The 15,058-nt window shown below is 62.2% G+C and carries 15 protein-coding genes; 9 read left to right on the forward strand and 6 right to left on the reverse strand.

The window, feature by feature from the left end:
- Nucleotides 1-2: 2 nt before the first annotated feature.
- Nucleotides 3-404, reverse strand: coding sequence for an ACT domain-containing protein (locus tag PMI24_RS09595; protein ID WP_007953258.1), 402 nt, complete (start codon nucleotides 402-404; stop codon nucleotides 3-5).
- A gap of 96 nt (nucleotides 405-500) precedes the next feature.
- On the opposite strand from PMI24_RS09595, the gene PMI24_RS09600 reads away from it, so the two are divergent.
- The 4 genes from PMI24_RS09600 to PMI24_RS09615 all read left to right on the forward strand — a co-directional run bounded on the left by PMI24_RS09600 (nucleotide 501) and on the right by PMI24_RS09615 (nucleotide 4,406).
- Nucleotides 501-1,394, forward strand: a complete 894-nt coding sequence (locus PMI24_RS09600) for a LysR family transcriptional regulator ArgP (protein ID WP_007953260.1) — start codon at nucleotides 501-503, stop codon at nucleotides 1,392-1,394.
- Between the two features lie 54 nt (nucleotides 1,395-1,448).
- On the forward strand, nucleotides 1,449-2,441 hold the full coding sequence (locus PMI24_RS09605) for an NAD-dependent epimerase/dehydratase family protein (RefSeq protein WP_007953263.1): 993 nt from the start codon (nucleotides 1,449-1,451) through the stop codon (nucleotides 2,439-2,441).
- A 116-nt stretch (nucleotides 2,442-2,557) separates the two neighbouring features.
- Entirely contained in the window at nucleotides 2,558-3,433 is an 876-nt protein-coding gene (locus PMI24_RS09610) for a hypothetical protein (protein ID WP_007953264.1), read from the forward strand.
- 124 nt (nucleotides 3,434-3,557) lie between these two features.
- Nucleotides 3,558-4,406 (forward strand): cache domain-containing protein, encoded by an 849-nt coding sequence (locus PMI24_RS09615; protein WP_007953267.1) that lies wholly within the window; start codon nucleotides 3,558-3,560, stop codon nucleotides 4,404-4,406.
- A gap of 41 nt (nucleotides 4,407-4,447) precedes the next feature.
- On the opposite strand, the gene PMI24_RS09620 is transcribed toward PMI24_RS09615, so the two are convergent.
- Nucleotides 4,448-5,965 (reverse strand): MDR family MFS transporter, encoded by a 1,518-nt coding sequence (locus PMI24_RS09620; RefSeq protein ID WP_007953269.1) that lies wholly within the window; start codon nucleotides 5,963-5,965, stop codon nucleotides 4,448-4,450.
- Between the two features lie 79 nt (nucleotides 5,966-6,044).
- Complete coding sequence (gene pobA / locus PMI24_RS09625; protein ID WP_007953270.1) at nucleotides 6,045-7,238, reverse strand: 4-hydroxybenzoate 3-monooxygenase; 1,194 nt, start codon at nucleotides 7,236-7,238, stop codon at nucleotides 6,045-6,047.
- A 178-nt stretch (nucleotides 7,239-7,416) separates the two neighbouring features.
- Between pobA and PMI24_RS09630 the strand changes: the two genes are divergently transcribed.
- On the forward strand, nucleotides 7,417-8,313 hold the full coding sequence (locus PMI24_RS09630; protein ID WP_007953272.1) for a helix-turn-helix domain-containing protein: 897 nt from the start codon (nucleotides 7,417-7,419) through the stop codon (nucleotides 8,311-8,313).
- An 8-nt stretch (nucleotides 8,314-8,321) separates the two neighbouring features.
- Here PMI24_RS09630 and PMI24_RS29355 read toward each other — a convergent pair whose 3' ends face one another.
- Together PMI24_RS29355 and PMI24_RS09640 are read right to left on the reverse strand one after the other, a co-directional pair.
- On the reverse strand, nucleotides 8,322-8,498 hold the full coding sequence (locus PMI24_RS29355; RefSeq protein ID WP_007953274.1) for a hypothetical protein: 177 nt from the start codon (nucleotides 8,496-8,498) through the stop codon (nucleotides 8,322-8,324).
- Between the two features lie 86 nt (nucleotides 8,499-8,584).
- Complete coding sequence (locus PMI24_RS09640) at nucleotides 8,585-9,490, reverse strand: LysR family transcriptional regulator (protein ID WP_007953276.1); 906 nt, start codon at nucleotides 9,488-9,490, stop codon at nucleotides 8,585-8,587.
- A gap of 115 nt (nucleotides 9,491-9,605) precedes the next feature.
- On the opposite strand from PMI24_RS09640, the gene PMI24_RS09645 reads away from it, so the two are divergent.
- Entirely contained in the window at nucleotides 9,606-10,484 is an 879-nt protein-coding gene (locus tag PMI24_RS09645; RefSeq protein ID WP_007953278.1) for an MBL fold metallo-hydrolase, read from the forward strand.
- 46 nt (nucleotides 10,485-10,530) lie between these two features.
- A complete protein-coding gene (locus PMI24_RS09650; RefSeq protein WP_007953280.1) occupies nucleotides 10,531-11,145 on the forward strand; it encodes an NAD(P)-dependent oxidoreductase in 615 nt (204 codons plus the stop codon).
- A 177-nt stretch (nucleotides 11,146-11,322) separates the two neighbouring features.
- Here PMI24_RS09650 and PMI24_RS09655 read toward each other — a convergent pair whose 3' ends face one another.
- On the reverse strand, nucleotides 11,323-12,201 hold the full coding sequence (locus PMI24_RS09655) for a LysR substrate-binding domain-containing protein (RefSeq protein WP_007953283.1): 879 nt from the start codon (nucleotides 12,199-12,201) through the stop codon (nucleotides 11,323-11,325).
- A 139-nt stretch (nucleotides 12,202-12,340) separates the two neighbouring features.
- Here PMI24_RS09655 and PMI24_RS09660 point away from each other — a divergent pair, with 139 nt between their 5' ends.
- Both PMI24_RS09660 and PMI24_RS09665 read left to right on the forward strand, forming a co-directional pair.
- Nucleotides 12,341-13,978: a 5-guanidino-2-oxopentanoate decarboxylase gene (locus PMI24_RS09660; protein ID WP_007953284.1), complete on the forward strand. Its 1,638-nt coding sequence runs from the start codon at nucleotides 12,341-12,343 to the stop codon at nucleotides 13,976-13,978.
- On the forward strand, nucleotides 13,978-15,058 hold a 1,081-nt coding region (locus tag PMI24_RS09665; RefSeq protein WP_177323242.1), incomplete at its 3' end, for an aldehyde dehydrogenase family protein. The genes PMI24_RS09660 and PMI24_RS09665, both read left to right, overlap by 1 nt.

Below are 15,058 nucleotides of genomic sequence, written 5' to 3' on the forward strand. Positions count from 1 at the left end.
GGTTACTCCGCGTTGGCTGCGAGATCGCGCAGCACTTGCATGGCGCGTTCGGCGTCGGCCTGACCGACGAACAAATGGTCGTGGTAATAACCGGCAATCACGTTGCAGCTGATCCCGGCCTTGCCCAGTGCGGTGGCGAACGCGGCGGTCAGGCCGACGGCTTCCAGCGCCGAATGCACGTTCAAGGTGATCCAGGCCGCGACGTAGTCGAAGCTGAAACCGGCGCGCTCGGCGTGGGACCGTTCCAATATTACCGTCAGGCCTTCCTGTTCACGGAAACTGCCTACGACCTCCAGACCGCTCGGCAACTGGCCGTCGCGCAAGGTGCAGAACACGTATTCGCCGGCATTGAGCTGCGGGCTCATGCTGCGCAGCAGGGTGGTCAATGAGGTTTCGCCAGCCATGGGGGTGGTCCTTGAGAAAGAGTGCTTGCTGGCTATTCTCCCGGTTGACGCTGTATAAGAAAAACCAATAGTGCTGATCGCTCATTAGGAAAACTGATGTTCGACTACAAATTGCTTTCCGCTCTGGCCGCCGTGGTCGAGCAGGCCGGATTCGAACGGGCGGCGCAGGTGCTGGGTCTTTCGCAATCGGCGATTTCCCAGCGGATCAAACTGCTGGAAGCGCGGGTCGGCCAGCCGGTTTTGGTGCGCGGCACGCCGCCGTCGCCGACCGAGATTGGCCGACGTCTTCTCAACCATGTGCAGCAAGTGCGCCTGCTCGAGCGGGATTTGCAGACGCTGGTGCCGGCGCTGGACGAAGAAGGCCTGCCGGAGCGCCTGCGCATCGCCCTGAATGCCGACAGCCTCGCCACCTGGTGGGCCGAGGCGGTGGGCGACTTTTGCGCCGAACAACATCTATTGCTCGATCTGATCGTCGAAGACCAGACCGTCGGCCTCAAACGCATGCGCGCCGGTGAAGTGGCCGGTTGCCTGTGCGCCAGTGAGCGACCGGTGGCAGGCGCGCGCAGCGTGTTGCTCGGGGCGATGCGCTATCGAGCGCTGGCCAGTCCGGCGTTCATCGAGCGGCATTTTCCCGATGGCGTGCGGGCCGAACAATTGCCGCGCACCCCGGCGCTGGTATTTGGCCCGGACGACTTTCTGCAGCATCGATACCTCGCGTCCCTCGGCGTCGATGGCGGTTTCGAACATCACCTGTGCCCGTCGTCCGAAGGTTTTATCCGCCTGACCGAAGTCGGGCTCGGCTGGGGACTGGTGCCGGAATTGCAGGTGCGCGAGCAGCTGGAGCGCGGCTTGCTGCGCGAACTGTTGCCAGATAAACCGATCGACGTGCCCTTGTACTGGCATCATTGGCGCAATGGCGGTCAGTTGCTCGGGCTGTTGACCGAGCAATTGGTGCGCTCGTCGGCGCAATGGCTGGTGCCGTTGGACTGACGGCCAGCGTCAAGACTCACGAATCAGGCAAAACGAAAGACAGCGGAGCTCTACATGAAAATTCTGGTCACCGGCGCAAGCGGCTTCATTGGCGGACGCTTTGCGCGTTTCGCCCTGGAGCAGGGCCTGGACGTGCGGGTCAGCGGTCGCCGGGCCGAGGGTGTCGAGCATCTGGTGCGTCGCGGCGCCGAGTTCGTTCAAGGCGATTTGAGCGATCCGGATCTGGTGCGTGCGCTGTGCAGCGATGTCGAAGCCGTGGTGCATTGCGCCGGTGCGGTCGGCTTGTGGGGCCGGTATCAGGACTTCCATCAGGGCAACGTGCAAGTCACCGAAAACGTGGTCGAGGCCTGCCTGAAGCAACGGGTTCGGCGGCTGGTGCATCTGTCGTCGCCCTCGATCTACTTTGACGGTCGCGACCACCTCGGCCTGACCGAAGAACAAGTGCCCAAGCGCTTCAAACATCACTACGCTGCGACCAAATACCTGGCCGAGCAAAAGGTCTTCGGCGCCCAGGAGTTCGGCCTCGAAACCCTCGCCCTGCGCCCGCGTTTCGTCACCGGCGCCGGCGACATGAGCATCTTTCCGCGCTTGCTGAACATGCAGCGCAAGGGCCGTCTGGCAATCATCGGCAACGGTCTGAACAAGGTCGATTTCACCAGCGTGCACAACCTCAACGAAGCGTTGCTCAGCAGTCTGCTGGCCGACGCCTCCGCACTGGGCAAGGCCTACAACATCAGCAACGGCGCTCCGGTGCCGCTGTGGGATGTGGTCAATTACGTGATGCGCAAGATGGAAGTCCCACAGGTCACCAAGTACCGTTCCTACGGCTTGGCCTACAGCGTAGCGGCGCTCAACGAAGGTGTGTGCAAGCTCTGGCCCGGGCGTCCCGAGCCGACCCTGTCGCGCCTGGGCATGCAGGTGATGAACAAAAATTTCACCCTCGACATCAGTCGCGCCCGGCATTATCTGGACTACGATCCGAAAGTCAGTCTGTGGACGGCCCTCGATGAGTTCTGTGGCTGGTGGAAGGCCCAGGACATTCGTTGATACGAATCTGCCGGCCGGCACTGAACCGCGCCACGGCTTGAGGGTCAACCCCAGCGGCCGCGGGGTTTATACTTCGCCCCAATCTGCCATCACCGCGTTTCACAAAGGTTGCCTCAATGTCCATGCGTAACGATGCCCACGACGATTTCGACGATGTACCGAGCCTGCGCGCCGATACCCTCGATGACGACGATTTCCCGGCCACCGCCCGCACCACCGTGCATTCGCGCACGCCGCCGGTGGTCAAGGTCAAGGCCGCCAGCACCGGGCCGTTGTGGGCGCTGGTCGGCGCATTGTTCTTCGCCTTCATTGGTCTTGCCTGGTGGAGCTTCCAGCAGATTTCGCTGATGGAGCAGCAACTGGTGGCGACCCAGGAAAGCTTCGCGCGCATCAGTGAGGAAGCGGCGGGGCGCCTGCAGGACATTTCCGGCAAGGTCGTGGCCAGCCAGACCAACGTCACCACCGACAGCGAAGCCCTGAAACTGCAGATCAAACAGCTGCAAAGCGCGCTTCAGGATCAGAGCAAACAGCAGCAGGGCGTGGCCGGGCAGGCGACGGATCTGGACAAGCGCCTGGCGCAGATGACCGCCCAGACCACCGAACAACAGAACGCCAACACCCAGTTGCAGGCCCAGGTCAAAGCCCTGAGCGCCGAACTGGCCACGCTGAAAAGCACGCCGGCCGACACCAGTAAGCTCGACGCCCAGCTCAAGAGCTTCGATGCACAGGTGAAGGGTTTCGATGCGCAGTTCAAGAGCCTCGGTGCCGACATCACGGCCCTGAAGAAACAAAGTGGGTCGAACCCTGCAATCGATCGTCTGGAGCAGGAAATCGTCATCCTCAAAAGCGAGCAGGACAACCGTCCGGCCGCTGCGCAGGGCGGCACCAACACTGCCGAGTTCGATGCGTTCCGTGGGCAGATGACCCGCAACATCAACACCCTGCAAGCGCAGATCCAGAACCTGCAGCAGCAACTCAACGCCCGTCCGTAAGCCTCTTGTGTGGCGAGGGAATGAACGCCCTCGCCACAGCAACATTCAGAAGCTTTCTGAATATCCATACATGCCTTCAGGCCGTCTACGCTCTTGAAACACCAACAAGAACGAGGGATGCGTCATGGGGTTTGTGCACAAGCTGGCCTGGCTCGGCGCGGTGCTGCTGTTGAGTTTCGGTCAGGCCAACGCGGCCACCACGGAAAAAGACGACAGCAAGGCCGCCATCGCCTTGCTGGAAAAGGCGCTGGCCTATTACCACGACAACGGCGACAAGGCGTTCGCGGCGTTCAGCCGTCAGGGCGAATTCGTCGACAAGGACCGTTACGTGTTCGTGGTCGACACCAAGGGCGTGATGCTCGCCAGCGGCGGGCCGTCGTCGGCATTGATCGGTCGCGACGTCAGCGAAGTCCTCGGACCGGACTTGCAGAAGTCCTTCAAGGACGCCTTGAAAGTGCCGGAAGGCAACGGCATCCAGCAGGCCGAATACCGCTGGCAGAACTGGTCCGACGGCAAGGTCGAGCGCAAGCATGTTTACTATCAACGCATCGGTCAGCGGATTCTGGCGGTGGGTTATTATTTGCCGCGAGCGTCCGCGGAGCAGGCGAAAGCGTTGCTCGACAAGGCCGCCACCGATTTGACCAAGGACGAGAAGGGCACGCTGTCCGCGATCAACTCGCTCAAGGGCGGTTACCTGCAGGACGACCTGTATGTGTTCGTGGTCAATCTCGACAACAAGCGCTACGTCGCCCACGGCACCAATTTGCGGCTGATCAACACCGATTTTGCCAAGGTCGATGACCCGGAAGGCAAACCGGTGGGCGAACCGATTCTGGCGCTGATCGGCAAACAGGATGAGGGCGAGTACGAGTACCGCTGGAAAAACCCGGTGACCGGCAAGGTCGAGGACAAGCATGCCTACTTGAAGAAGGTCGGGAACATGCTGGTGGCGGTCGGTTATTACAGTGCTTGATTGCTGAAAGCTCCCACGCCGCGCGTGGGAGCTTTCAGCAATCAGCGGGCGCCGTGTTCACGGCCCCGCAGCAACCGGTTCGGCATCGCGATCGCCGCCGCCAGCCCGAGCAGCGACACCGCTGCACTGACCATCAGCAAATGCCGGAACGTCACCAGCAACTCGGCGCGCAAGGCGTTCTGCGCGTCGCCGGGCGCCGCGTTCAGGCCATCGAGCAGCACGTTGCCGGAATGTCCTTCGCTCATCAGCGAGCTGCCGGCCAGGTGGGCGAAACTGGAATCCTGCAACAACGCCAGCAACAGCGCCGACATCAATGCCACGCCCACCGCACCGCCCAGGGAGCGGAACAGGTTGGTGGTGCTGGTGGCGACGCCAATGTCCTTTTGCTCCACCGAATTCTGCGTACCGACCAGCGAGGTCGGGAACTGCATGCCGCCGGCGATCCCGCTGAGCAACATGAACAGGCTGCTGAGCAGCGTCGCATCGGGCGGGCTGAAGGCCATGCCGAGGATCGAGATCGGCATCAGCAGCGCGCCGGTCAGAATCTGCGGTTTGTAGCGCCCGGTAATCGAGGTGCGACGTCCAGCGAAATACGCGCCGATCGGCAAACCCATCGCCAGCGGCAGCAAGTGCAGTGCCGCGCTGTCGGCCCCCGCGCCGGTCACGCTCTGAAAGCGCAGCGGCATCAGCACGATCAGGGAAATCGCCTGGAAGCTGCAAAAGAAAATCGTGCACCAGCACAGCAGAGCGCTGCGGTTGGTGAACAGGTGCATCGGCAGCAACGGTTCCCGGGCGCGCCGCTCATGCCAGACGAACACCGCCAACACCGCCACCGAGCAAGCGAAAAGCCCGAGCACTTCACTGCTGCGCCACGCATGGCCTTGGCCGACTTGCGTGATCGCCAGCAACAGCGCCGTCAGACCGATGATCATTAGCAGCGTGCCGAGGTAGTCGATGACGGGTTTGCGCTGGGGAATCGGCAGGCCGATCAGGTTGCGTCGCGCCACCCAGTAAGCGCCAAGGCCCAACGGCAGGTTGATCAGGAACACCCAGCGCCATGACAGGTACTCGGTCATGTAACCGCCGAGCACCGGGCCGGCGACGCTGGCCACCGCGTACATGCTGCTGAAATAACCCTGATAGCGCCCACGTTCGCGAGGGGGCACGATGTCGCCGATGATCGCCTGGCTCACCGAAATCATCCCGCCGGCACCGATGCCCTGGAAGATCCGCGCCAGCACCAGTTGCTCCATGCTCTGGGCCATGCCGCAGAACAGCGAGGCGAGGGTGAACAGGCCCATGCCGAACAGCATCAGTTTGCGCCGCCCGTAAAGGTCACCGAGCTTGCCGTAGATCGGCACCGCCACGGTCATCGCCACCATGTAGCCGGAAATCACCCAGGCCAGCAGGCTGACGTCCTTGAACTGGGCGGAGATGGCCGGCATGGAAACGGCGACGATGGTCTGGTCCAGCGCACCGAGAAAGATCGCCATCATCAGCGCGACCAGCACGCTGCGAATGGCCGGTTTGGGCGTTTCGGGATGGTTGAGATTGGTCACGGGCAAAACCTGCGGGCAGTGAGTGTCCCGCAGATCGCCAGGCGAGCGGGGATGCTCGCCAGTGTAAGTCGGTAGCAGGCTATTCGATAGCCTCGTAAGGAAGCCCGACGTAATTTTCTGCAATGGTTTTTTGACCGGCCTCCGAGCTGACAAAGTAGTCCAGTTCCGAAGCACAGATCCGCTGGCTGAAATCATCATGCTCATCGAAGCGGTGCAGCATCGAGGTCATCCACCAGGAAAACCGCTCGGCTTTCCACACCCGGCGCAGGCAGATCTCCGAGTATTTTTCCAGCAACTCGGTGCGACCTTCGCGGTAAACCTTCAGCAAAATCCTGAACAGCGTGCTGACATCGCTGGCCGCCAGATTCAGACCTTTGGCACCGGTCGGCGGAACAATGTGCGCCGCATCCCCGACCAAAAACATCCGCCCGTACTGCATCGGCTCGACCACAAAACTGCGCAGCGGCGCGATGCTCTTTTCAATCGACGGACCGGTCACCAGTTTCTGTGCCAGATCCTCCGGCAGACGATTGCGCAGTTCATCCCAGAAACGCTGATCCGACCAGTCGTCGACGTTTTCTTCGGCCGACACTTGCAGGTAATAACGGGTGCGAGTCGCCGACCGCATGCTGCACAGGGCGAAGCCGCGTTCGTGGCGGGCGTAGACCAGCTCATCATGAATCGGTGGCGTGTCGGCGAGAATACCCAGCCAGCCGAACGGATAAACCCGTTCGAAGACTTTCAGGCAATCCTCTGGAATCGACTGCCGGGCCACGCCGTGGAAACCGTCGCAACCGGCGATGTAGTCGCAATCGACGCGCCAGGTTTCGCCGTCCTTTTCGAAGGTGACATAGGCTTCGTCGCTTTTCATGCCACAGGGAACGACATGGCTGGCTTCATAGATTGTCTGTCCGCCGGTCTCCCGACGAGCGGCCATCAGGTCGCGAGTGACCTCGGTCTGGCCGTAGACCATCACGGTTTTTCCGCCGGTCAGGGCTTGCAGGTCGATGTGGATCCGGCGCCCGTCGAGGGCCAGTTCGAAACCACTGTGCACCAGCCCTTCGGCATCCATCCGCTGACCTACGCCAGCCTCGCGCAACAGCTCTACCATGCCTTGTTCAAGCACGCCGGCGCGGATTCGGCCGAGCACATAGTCAGGTGTCTGGCGCTCCAGAATCAGGGTGTCGATGCCGGCGTTGTGCAGCAGTTGGCCGAGCAACAATCCGGACGGACCGGCGCCGATGATGGCGACTTGGGTTTTCAGCGTTTTCATTGTTTTTATGACTCGCAAGCTTCACGCGACAAACGCCGGTGAATGATTTTCAGGATTCGAGTGCTTGCATTTTTCCCTTGCGGGTCTGTCAATTGAAGGTGAAAACTGAGCCGATACCTGTACATTCTGCCAATCGGTGCGATTATCGCCCGCAAACCTCGAGGCCTGGATTGAAGTGATGAACAAGCCTGACCTGCCTTCGATTCCGGTGTTCAAGCTCTACGGTGAAAGCCTGGACTGGCCGACCCCTGACTTGCTGCACTGTGAAACCATTTCCAAACGCAGCCGCGAACACCAATGGGAAATCAAACCCCACCGCCACGCCGATTTGTGCCAGTTGCTCTTCGTATTCAAAGGTCAGGCAGAGCTTGAAATCGAAGGCCAACGCACGCAACTGAACGAAGCCGCGATCCAGATCCTGCCACCGTTATCGGTGCATGGATTCCGTTTTTCCGAGGACGTCGAAGGATTTGTCGTCACCCTCGCCACACCGTTGATCAACCATTTGCAGGCGCAACTGGGCAGCGCGGTGCAGGCCCTGGCCCAGGCCGAAAGCTACCCGGCGGGCAAGGACGCGGAGTACCTCAACAGTCTGTTTGCCGCGTTGCAGGCCGAGTACAACGGCCATCAACCGGCGCGGGAAATGCTGATGCATTCGCTGGTCAGCGTGATCATGGTCTGGGTCAGCCGTCAGGCGATCCACCGTCACAACGCCACGCAACGCCCGCAACGTCAGCGCGAATACCTCAACGGGTTCATTCAACTGGTCGAAGAAACCTACCGCCAGCACGTCAAGGTAGAAGACCTGGCCCATCGGCTGGGGATTTCCGTCTCGCACCTCAACGGCACCTGCCGTGAACTGGCGGGGCAGCCGGCGTTGCAGATCATGCACGAGCGTCAGTTGCTGGAAGCCAAGCGCCTGCTGACTTACACCAGCATGACGATTTACGAGATGTCCGAGGTGTTGGGGTTTTCCGATCCGACCAACTTCACGCGCCTGTTCCGGCGCCGGGTGGGGATCTCGCCAAAAGCGTTCCGCGACCGCTTGAAGGCCGAGCAGAACGACGACGCCTGAGCCTTTTATCAGCGCAGGGCGTTGAGGGTGGCGTTGTGAGGGATGCAGCGCTCGAAGTTGCAGCTCGCGTATTCACGGGGCAGTTGCCGCAACTGCTCCACGCGCCATGCCGCGGTGCCGTACAGCGCCAGCGTGGCCGCGCAGGTGATGAAAATCGCGAGGTATCTTCTTGTTCTGGTGTTCATGGCGTTGACCTCTGAACGAATACCCTTGGGTACTACTTTCAGCATAGGTCAGCGCCGTGGAGTTGCCAGCAGCTCTGCGAACGGGATTACAGCCCGATATCCCATTGCGGGTTTTCGGGAAAACGCTGCACCAGAAAATCCAGCATGCAGCGCAATGCCGCCGGCATGTGCTTGCGCGAGGCATAGACGGCGTAGATGTTCATCTGCCGGGGCTCGGCGTGGGGCAGCAGGCGAACCAGTTCGCCGCTGTGCACATGCACCCCGGCCTGATAGGTCGGCAGCATCGCCACGCCGGCGCCGGCCAGGGTCGCGCGCAGCAGGGTGCTGGCCTCGTTGGCGCTGATGTTGCCCTGCACCGGCACCGAGACCGGTTCGCCATCCTCCTCGAAATGCCACAGGCTCTTGCCGAAATAGGAATGGGTCAGGCAGTTGTGTCGGCTTAACTCCTCGACCCGTTGTGGCTGCGGATGTTCCTGCAGATAGGCGGGCGCGGCGCAGACCACCGAGCGGCAGACCGTCAGGCGCCGGGCGATCAGGTTGGGATCGAGGTCGTTGCTGGTGCGGATCGCCAGGTCGATGCGCTCGTCCACCAGGTTCACGGTGCGATCGAGCATTTGCAGGTCGATGTTCACCCCCGGATACGCTTTGACGAACGCCGCCATGGCATCGGCCAGTTGCGCCTGGCCGAACGAGGTGCTGACGCTGATTCGCAGCAATCCTCGTGGCGCATCGGCGGGTTCGCTGACGGCGGCCTGCATGTCGCCGGACAGCTCAAGCATCTGCCGGCAGCGCGGCAGGATTTCGTTGCCGGCGGCGGTCAGGCTCAACTTGCGCGTGGTGCGGTGCATCAGGCGCGCGCCGACCCAGTCTTCCAGTTCCGCCAGATAGCGCGACACCACCGGGCGCGACAGGTCCAGGTGATCGGCCGCCGCCGACTGGCTGCCCAGATCCACCACCGTGACAAACACCCGCATTGCTTGGAGACGATCCATGATTTGCCCGCTTTCAGAAACAAACTATGTTCAAGCATCGCATTTTTTGTAACGAGTCTGGCAACTAAGCTCTGTCCCCATCGCCAAGCACGGCATTCGAACAGCGGAGCAACCCATGATCGGCTTCACCATCCTCAAGCGCGTTTTACTGGCCACCGCCACCCTCGGCTTTGCAGCCCACGCAGCGGCCGCGAACCTGAACCTCGACGTCTACAACCCGGGCACCAACGCGATCTTCCCAGTGACTTCGGTACTGGTCAGCGGCGAGAAGGACGCGATTCTGGTGGACGCCCAGTTCGGCAAATCCCAGGCCGAGCAAGTGGTGGAAAAGATCCGCGCCAGCGGCAAGCAACTGACCACCATCTACATCAGTCACGGTGACCCGGATTACTACTTCGGTCTCGACACCCTGACCAAAGCCTTCCCGGATGCCAAGGTCCTGGCCTCGCAACCGACCGTTGATCACATCAAAAAAACCGTCGACGGCAAACTCGCGTTCTGGGGTCCGAAAATGGGTGCCGACGTGCCGGCCAAAACCATCGTGCCGGGCGTGCTCAAGGGCGACAGCCTGATGCTCGAAGGGCAGAAACTGCAGGTGGTCGGCCTGGAAGGCAAACAACCGGATCGCAGCTTCGTGTGGATTCCGTCGCTGAAAGCCGTGGTCGGTGGTGTGGTCGTCGCCGAGAACATCCATGTCTGGATGGCCGATACCCAGACCGCGCAATCCCACGCCGACTGGCTGCAAACCCTGCACTCGATCGAAACCCTGAAACCGAAAACCGTGGTGCCGGGTCACTACCTGGGTGACAGCGCCCGTTCGCTGGCGGCCGTGAAATTCACCGCTGATTACATCAAGGCGTTCGATGCAGAAACCGCGAAAGCCAAGGACTCTGCCGCGCTGATCGCCGCGATGAAAAAACGCTACCCGACACTGGGCGAAGAAAGCTCGCTGGAGCTGAGCGCGAAAGTCGCCAAGGGCGAAATGCAGTGGTAACCCGATTCTGAAAAACGCAGCACTCTCAAGCCAACTGGAGAATGTCATGAGCAAGATCGCAATCATTGGTGCCACCGGCCGTGCCGGCAGCCAATTGCTGGAAGAAGCCCTGCGTCGCGGCCACAGCGTCACCGCTATCGCCCGGGATACCTCGCAGATCGGCGCCCGCGCCGGTGTGGTCAGCAAGAATGTCGACGTGCTGGACGCCGCCGCGTTGCAGGACGCCGTCGCCGGTCACGATGTGGTGATCAGCGCCGCGCATTTCGCCACGGTACCGGCCAGCGCGCTGATCGGCCCGGTGAAACAGGCCGGGGTGAAACGTCTGCTGGTGGTCGGCGGTGCCGGTTCGCTGTTGCTGCCGGATGGCACTCGCGTGATCGACAGCGCCGGTTTTCCGGCCGAGTACAAGGCTGAGGCCAGTGCCGGTGCGGCGTTCCTTGATGCCTTGCGTCAGGAAAAGGAACTGGACTGGACGTTCCTGTCGCCGTCGGCGCTGTTTGTCGAGGGCGAGCGCACCGGCAAGTTCCGCGTTGGCAAGGATGACTTGCTGGTGAGTGCTGACGGTCAGAGCTCGATCACCTTTGCCGATTACGCGATTGCGCTGATCGACGAAGTGGAAACGCCGAAGCATTCGCGTCAGCGGTTTACGGTCGGTTACTGATGTAATCCGATTGATCGCTCCCACGTCGAGGCGTCGAACCGTCCGCGTGGGAATGCCTCACTGGACGCTCCGCGTCCGCTTCGGCATGGGACGCGGAGCGTCCCGGGCTGCATTCCCACGCGGAGCGTGGGAACGATCACCGCTCCGCGTGGGAACGATCATCAGGTGAGGCCGGGCTCAACGCGTATGAGCCTGCTCAACCAACCACCCCATCAATTCCTGCAACTTCGCCGAAGGCTCCGACGCCGGCGCCACGATGTAATAACCCAATCCCGTCTTCACCTTCAGATCGAACGGCATCACCAGTCGTCCGGCGTTCAAGTCGTCGCCGATCAGTGACCAGTCGCCGATCGCCACCCCCGTCCCGTGGGACGCCATCGACATCGCCTGATCCAGAGTTTCGAAATGCTGACCGCTGGCGATGTTGCTCAAGTGCAGTTCGGCGGCTTCGAGCCAGAGTGTCCAGTCGTCATCCGTGTGAGTCGGGTGCAGCAGCAGATGCTGTTGCAAGTCTGCCGGTGTGTGCAGGGCCGGCCCACCGTTGAGCAGTGTCGGCGAGCAGACCGGTGTCAGTTGCTCATCGAACAGATGCAGGGTCGCGGGTGAGTCGTGGGGCGCGGTGCCGTAGATCACCGCCGCGTCGAACTGTTCACGATGAAAATCCACCCCGTGTTGCAGCGACGCCGTGAGTTTCACCGGCACGTCCGGGCGCTCGCGCTGCCATTGCAGCAGGCGCGGCAACAGCCAGCGCATCACGCAGCTCGGGGCCTTGAGTTGCAAGGTCTCGCGCTTGGCGCCGATCTGCTCCATCGAGTCGCCGATCAGGCTGAACACCTGCTGCACCCGTGGCAGCCATTCGCGACCTTCGGCCGTCAGCTCCAGGCCCCGGGCCAGGCGAATGAACAGCTCGTAACCCAGATGTTCCTCCAGCCCGGCGATCTGCCGGCTCACCGCACCCTGGGTGATGTGCAACTGCTCGGCGGCCCGGGTGAAGTTGCAGCACTGCGCGGTAATCAGAAACGTATGCAGGGCGGGCAGGGGAGGCAGTCGTTTCATGTGGATCCAAGGTATGACGTGAGGACATGGCTAGTATGAGCTTTTATCGATTGTTGCGGCTACGGGTCGCCCGTTTCAATGAGGCCAATCACCGGTTCCTTTAAAGCCCGGTGCCTCAACGAACAAGAAGGGCAAAGACATGGCGACGTGTGGCGAAGTACTGGTCAAGTTACTCGAAGATTATGGGGTCGAGCAGGTGTTCGGCATTCCCGGGGTGCATACCGTGGAGCTGTATCGCGGGCTGGCCCGTTCGAGCATCAACCACGTCACCCCGCGCCATGAACAGGGCGCCGGCTTCATGGCCGACGGCTACGCCCGCACCAGCGGCAAACCGGGTGTGTGCTTCATCATTACCGGCCCGGGTATGACCAACATCACCACTGCCATGGGCCAGGCGTACGCCGATTCGATCCCGATGCTGGTGATCTCCAGCGTGCAGTCGCGCAGCCAACTGGGCGGCGGTCGCGGCAAGCTGCATGAACTGCCGAACCAGAGCGCACTGGTCGGTGGCGTGGCGGCGTTCTCCCACACGCTGATGTCGGCGTCCGAATTGCCGGGCGTGCTGGCCCGTGCGTTTGCGCTGTTCCAGGCCGGGCGTCCGCGTCCGGTGCACATCGAAATTCCGCTGGACGTGCTGGTCGAAGAAGCCGACGAACTGCTGACCAGCGTGCCGGTCAACATCGACCGCGCCGGTGCTGCGCCGGCCGCCGTGAGCCGCATGACTGAACTGCTGGCCGGCGCCCAGCGTCCGCTGATCCTCGCCGGTGGCGGTGCCATCGACGCGGCTGCCGAGCTCACCGAACTGGCTGAGTTGCTCGACGCACCGGTGGCACTGACCATCAACGCCAAAGGCATGCTGCCGTCCAGCCACCCGCTGTTGATCGGTTCGACCCAGAGCCTGGTGGCGACCCGTGCTCTGGTGGCCGATGCAGACGTGGTGCTGGCGATCGGCACCGAGCTGGCAGAAACCGACTACGACGTGACCTTCGCCGGCGGTTTCGAAATCCCCGGCAAGCTGCTGCGCGTCGATATCGATCCGGACCAGACCGTGCGCAACTACCCGCCTCACGTGGCGCTGGTGGCCGACTCGCGCAACGCCGCACAAGCGCTGCTCAGCGCGCTGTCGCACAAACCGCTGGCCGAGCGCCGCAACGATTGGGGGCAGGTACGCGCCGCGCGTCTGCGTGAAGACTTGGCCGCAACCTGGGATGCCCCGACCCTGGCTCAGACCCGTTTCCTCGAAACCGTGCTGCACGAATTGCCGAACGCGGTGTTCGTCGGTGATTCCACGCAACCGGTGTACACCGGCAACCTGACGTTCAACCCGGAGCGTCCGCGCCGCTGGTTCAACTCGTCCACCGGTTACGGCACCCTCGGTTACGCCTTGCCGGCGGCGATTGGCGCGTGGCTTGGCGGCAACCTCGAACACGGCGCACGTCCGCCGGTGGTGTGCCTGATCGGTGACGGCGGTCTGCAATTCACCCTGCCGGAACTGGCCAGCGCCGTGGAAGCGCGCACGCCGGTGATCATCCTGCTGTGGAATAACCAGGGTTACGAAGAGATCAAGAAATATATGGTCAACCGCGCCATCGAGCCGGTCGGCGTGGACATCTACACCCCGGACTTCATCGGTGTGGCCAAGGCCCTGGGCTGCGCGGCGGAAGCGATCAGCTCGGCCGAACACCTGCGCGGTGCACTGCGCGCCGCCACCGATCGTCAGGGCCCGACCCTGATCGAAATCGACCAGACCCAATGGATGAAGGCGGTGGCCCAATGATCAATTTCCCGACCACACTCGACGGCCTGTACATCAACGGCCAATGGTCCGCCGGCCGCGAACACCTGCGCGTGATCAACCCGGCCACTGAAGCGCTGCTGACCACGGTCAATGGCGGCGACGAAAGCGCCGTCAACCAGGCTGTAGCGGCGGCGACTGAAGCCTTCAAGGGCTGGTCGAAAACCACCGGTGCCGAGCGCGCCGCGATACTGCGCAACATCGCCAATGGCGTGCGCAACGGTCGCGAACATCTGATGAAGTTGCAGTCGAGCAACAACGGCAAACCGCAGTTCGAAGCGGGCATCGATGTCGACGACGTGATCGCCACGTTCGAGTACTACGCCGAGCTCGCCGAAGGCCTCGACGCCAGACTCGACAGCGACGTTCCGCTGCCGAGCGACGATTTCAGCGCTCGTCTGCGCCGCGAGCCGTGCGGTGTGGTCGGGCTGATCGTGCCGTGGAATTTCCCGATGGTCACCACCGCGTGGAAACTCGCGCCAGCCCTCGCTGCGGGTTGCTGCGTGGTGCTCAAACCGTCGGAAGTCACGCCGCTGCCGGAGCTGGAACTGGCGACCATCATCGCCGAATCCGGTCTGCCCAAAGGCGTGTTCAACCTGGTGTGCGGCACCGGTCTGGCGGTCGGTGCGCCGCTGTCGGCGGATCCGCGCATCGCCAAGGTTTCCTTCACCGGCAGCAACGCCGTCGGTGTGCAAGTGATGCAGCGCGCCGCTGAAACCGTGAAGGGCGTGAGCCTGGAACTGGGCGGCAAATCCTCGCTGCTGATTCTGGAAGACGCCGACCTGGATCTGGCGGTGGAGCTGGCCTGCGGTGGCGGTTTCTTCAACGCCGGGCAGATGTGCTCGGCCACCAGCCGGGTGCTGGTGGCCGATGAAATCGCCGATGAATTCCTGATTCGTCTGAAGGCCCGCGCGGAAAAAATCCGTGTGGCCGATCCGTTCGATCCTGAAGTCGAGATGGGCGCGCTGGTCAATCAGGCGCAGTACCAGCGAGTGCTCGGTCACATCGACCGTGGCCTGAGTGCCGGTGCAAAGCTGATTTGTGGCGGCAATCGTCCCGCCG

The organism is Pseudomonas sp. GM25 (assembly GCF_000282255.1).
Classification (GTDB): domain Bacteria; phylum Pseudomonadota; class Gammaproteobacteria; order Pseudomonadales; family Pseudomonadaceae; genus Aquipseudomonas; species Aquipseudomonas aphyarum.

Bases quoted from the DNA above. Each gene is read 5' to 3' on its own strand.
- PMI24_RS09595 (WP_007953258.1), bottom strand. From the start codon at position 404: ATGGCTGGCGAAACCTCATTGACCACCCTGCTGCGCAGCATGAGCCCG.
- PMI24_RS09600 (WP_007953260.1), top strand. From the start codon at position 501: ATGTTCGACTACAAATTGCTTTCCGCTCTGGCCGCCGTGGTCGAGCAG.
- PMI24_RS09605 (WP_007953263.1), top strand. From the start codon at position 1,449: ATGAAAATTCTGGTCACCGGCGCAAGCGGCTTCATTGGCGGACGCTTT.
- PMI24_RS09610 (WP_007953264.1), top strand. From the start codon at position 2,558: ATGTCCATGCGTAACGATGCCCACGACGATTTCGACGATGTACCGAGC.
- PMI24_RS09615 (WP_007953267.1), top strand. From the start codon at position 3,558: ATGGGGTTTGTGCACAAGCTGGCCTGGCTCGGCGCGGTGCTGCTGTTG.
- pobA (WP_007953270.1), bottom strand. From the start codon at position 7,238: ATGAAAACGCTGAAAACCCAAGTCGCCATCATCGGCGCCGGTCCGTCC.
- PMI24_RS09630 (WP_007953272.1), top strand. From the start codon at position 7,417: ATGAACAAGCCTGACCTGCCTTCGATTCCGGTGTTCAAGCTCTACGGT.
- PMI24_RS29355 (WP_007953274.1), bottom strand. From the start codon at position 8,498: ATGAACACCAGAACAAGAAGATACCTCGCGATTTTCATCACCTGCGCG.
- PMI24_RS09640 (WP_007953276.1), bottom strand. From the start codon at position 9,490: ATGGATCGTCTCCAAGCAATGCGGGTGTTTGTCACGGTGGTGGATCTG.
- PMI24_RS09645 (WP_007953278.1), top strand. From the start codon at position 9,606: ATGATCGGCTTCACCATCCTCAAGCGCGTTTTACTGGCCACCGCCACC.
- PMI24_RS09650 (WP_007953280.1), top strand. From the start codon at position 10,531: ATGAGCAAGATCGCAATCATTGGTGCCACCGGCCGTGCCGGCAGCCAA.
- PMI24_RS09655 (WP_007953283.1), bottom strand. From the start codon at position 12,201: ATGAAACGACTGCCTCCCCTGCCCGCCCTGCATACGTTTCTGATTACC.
- PMI24_RS09660 (WP_007953284.1), top strand. From the start codon at position 12,341: ATGGCGACGTGTGGCGAAGTACTGGTCAAGTTACTCGAAGATTATGGG.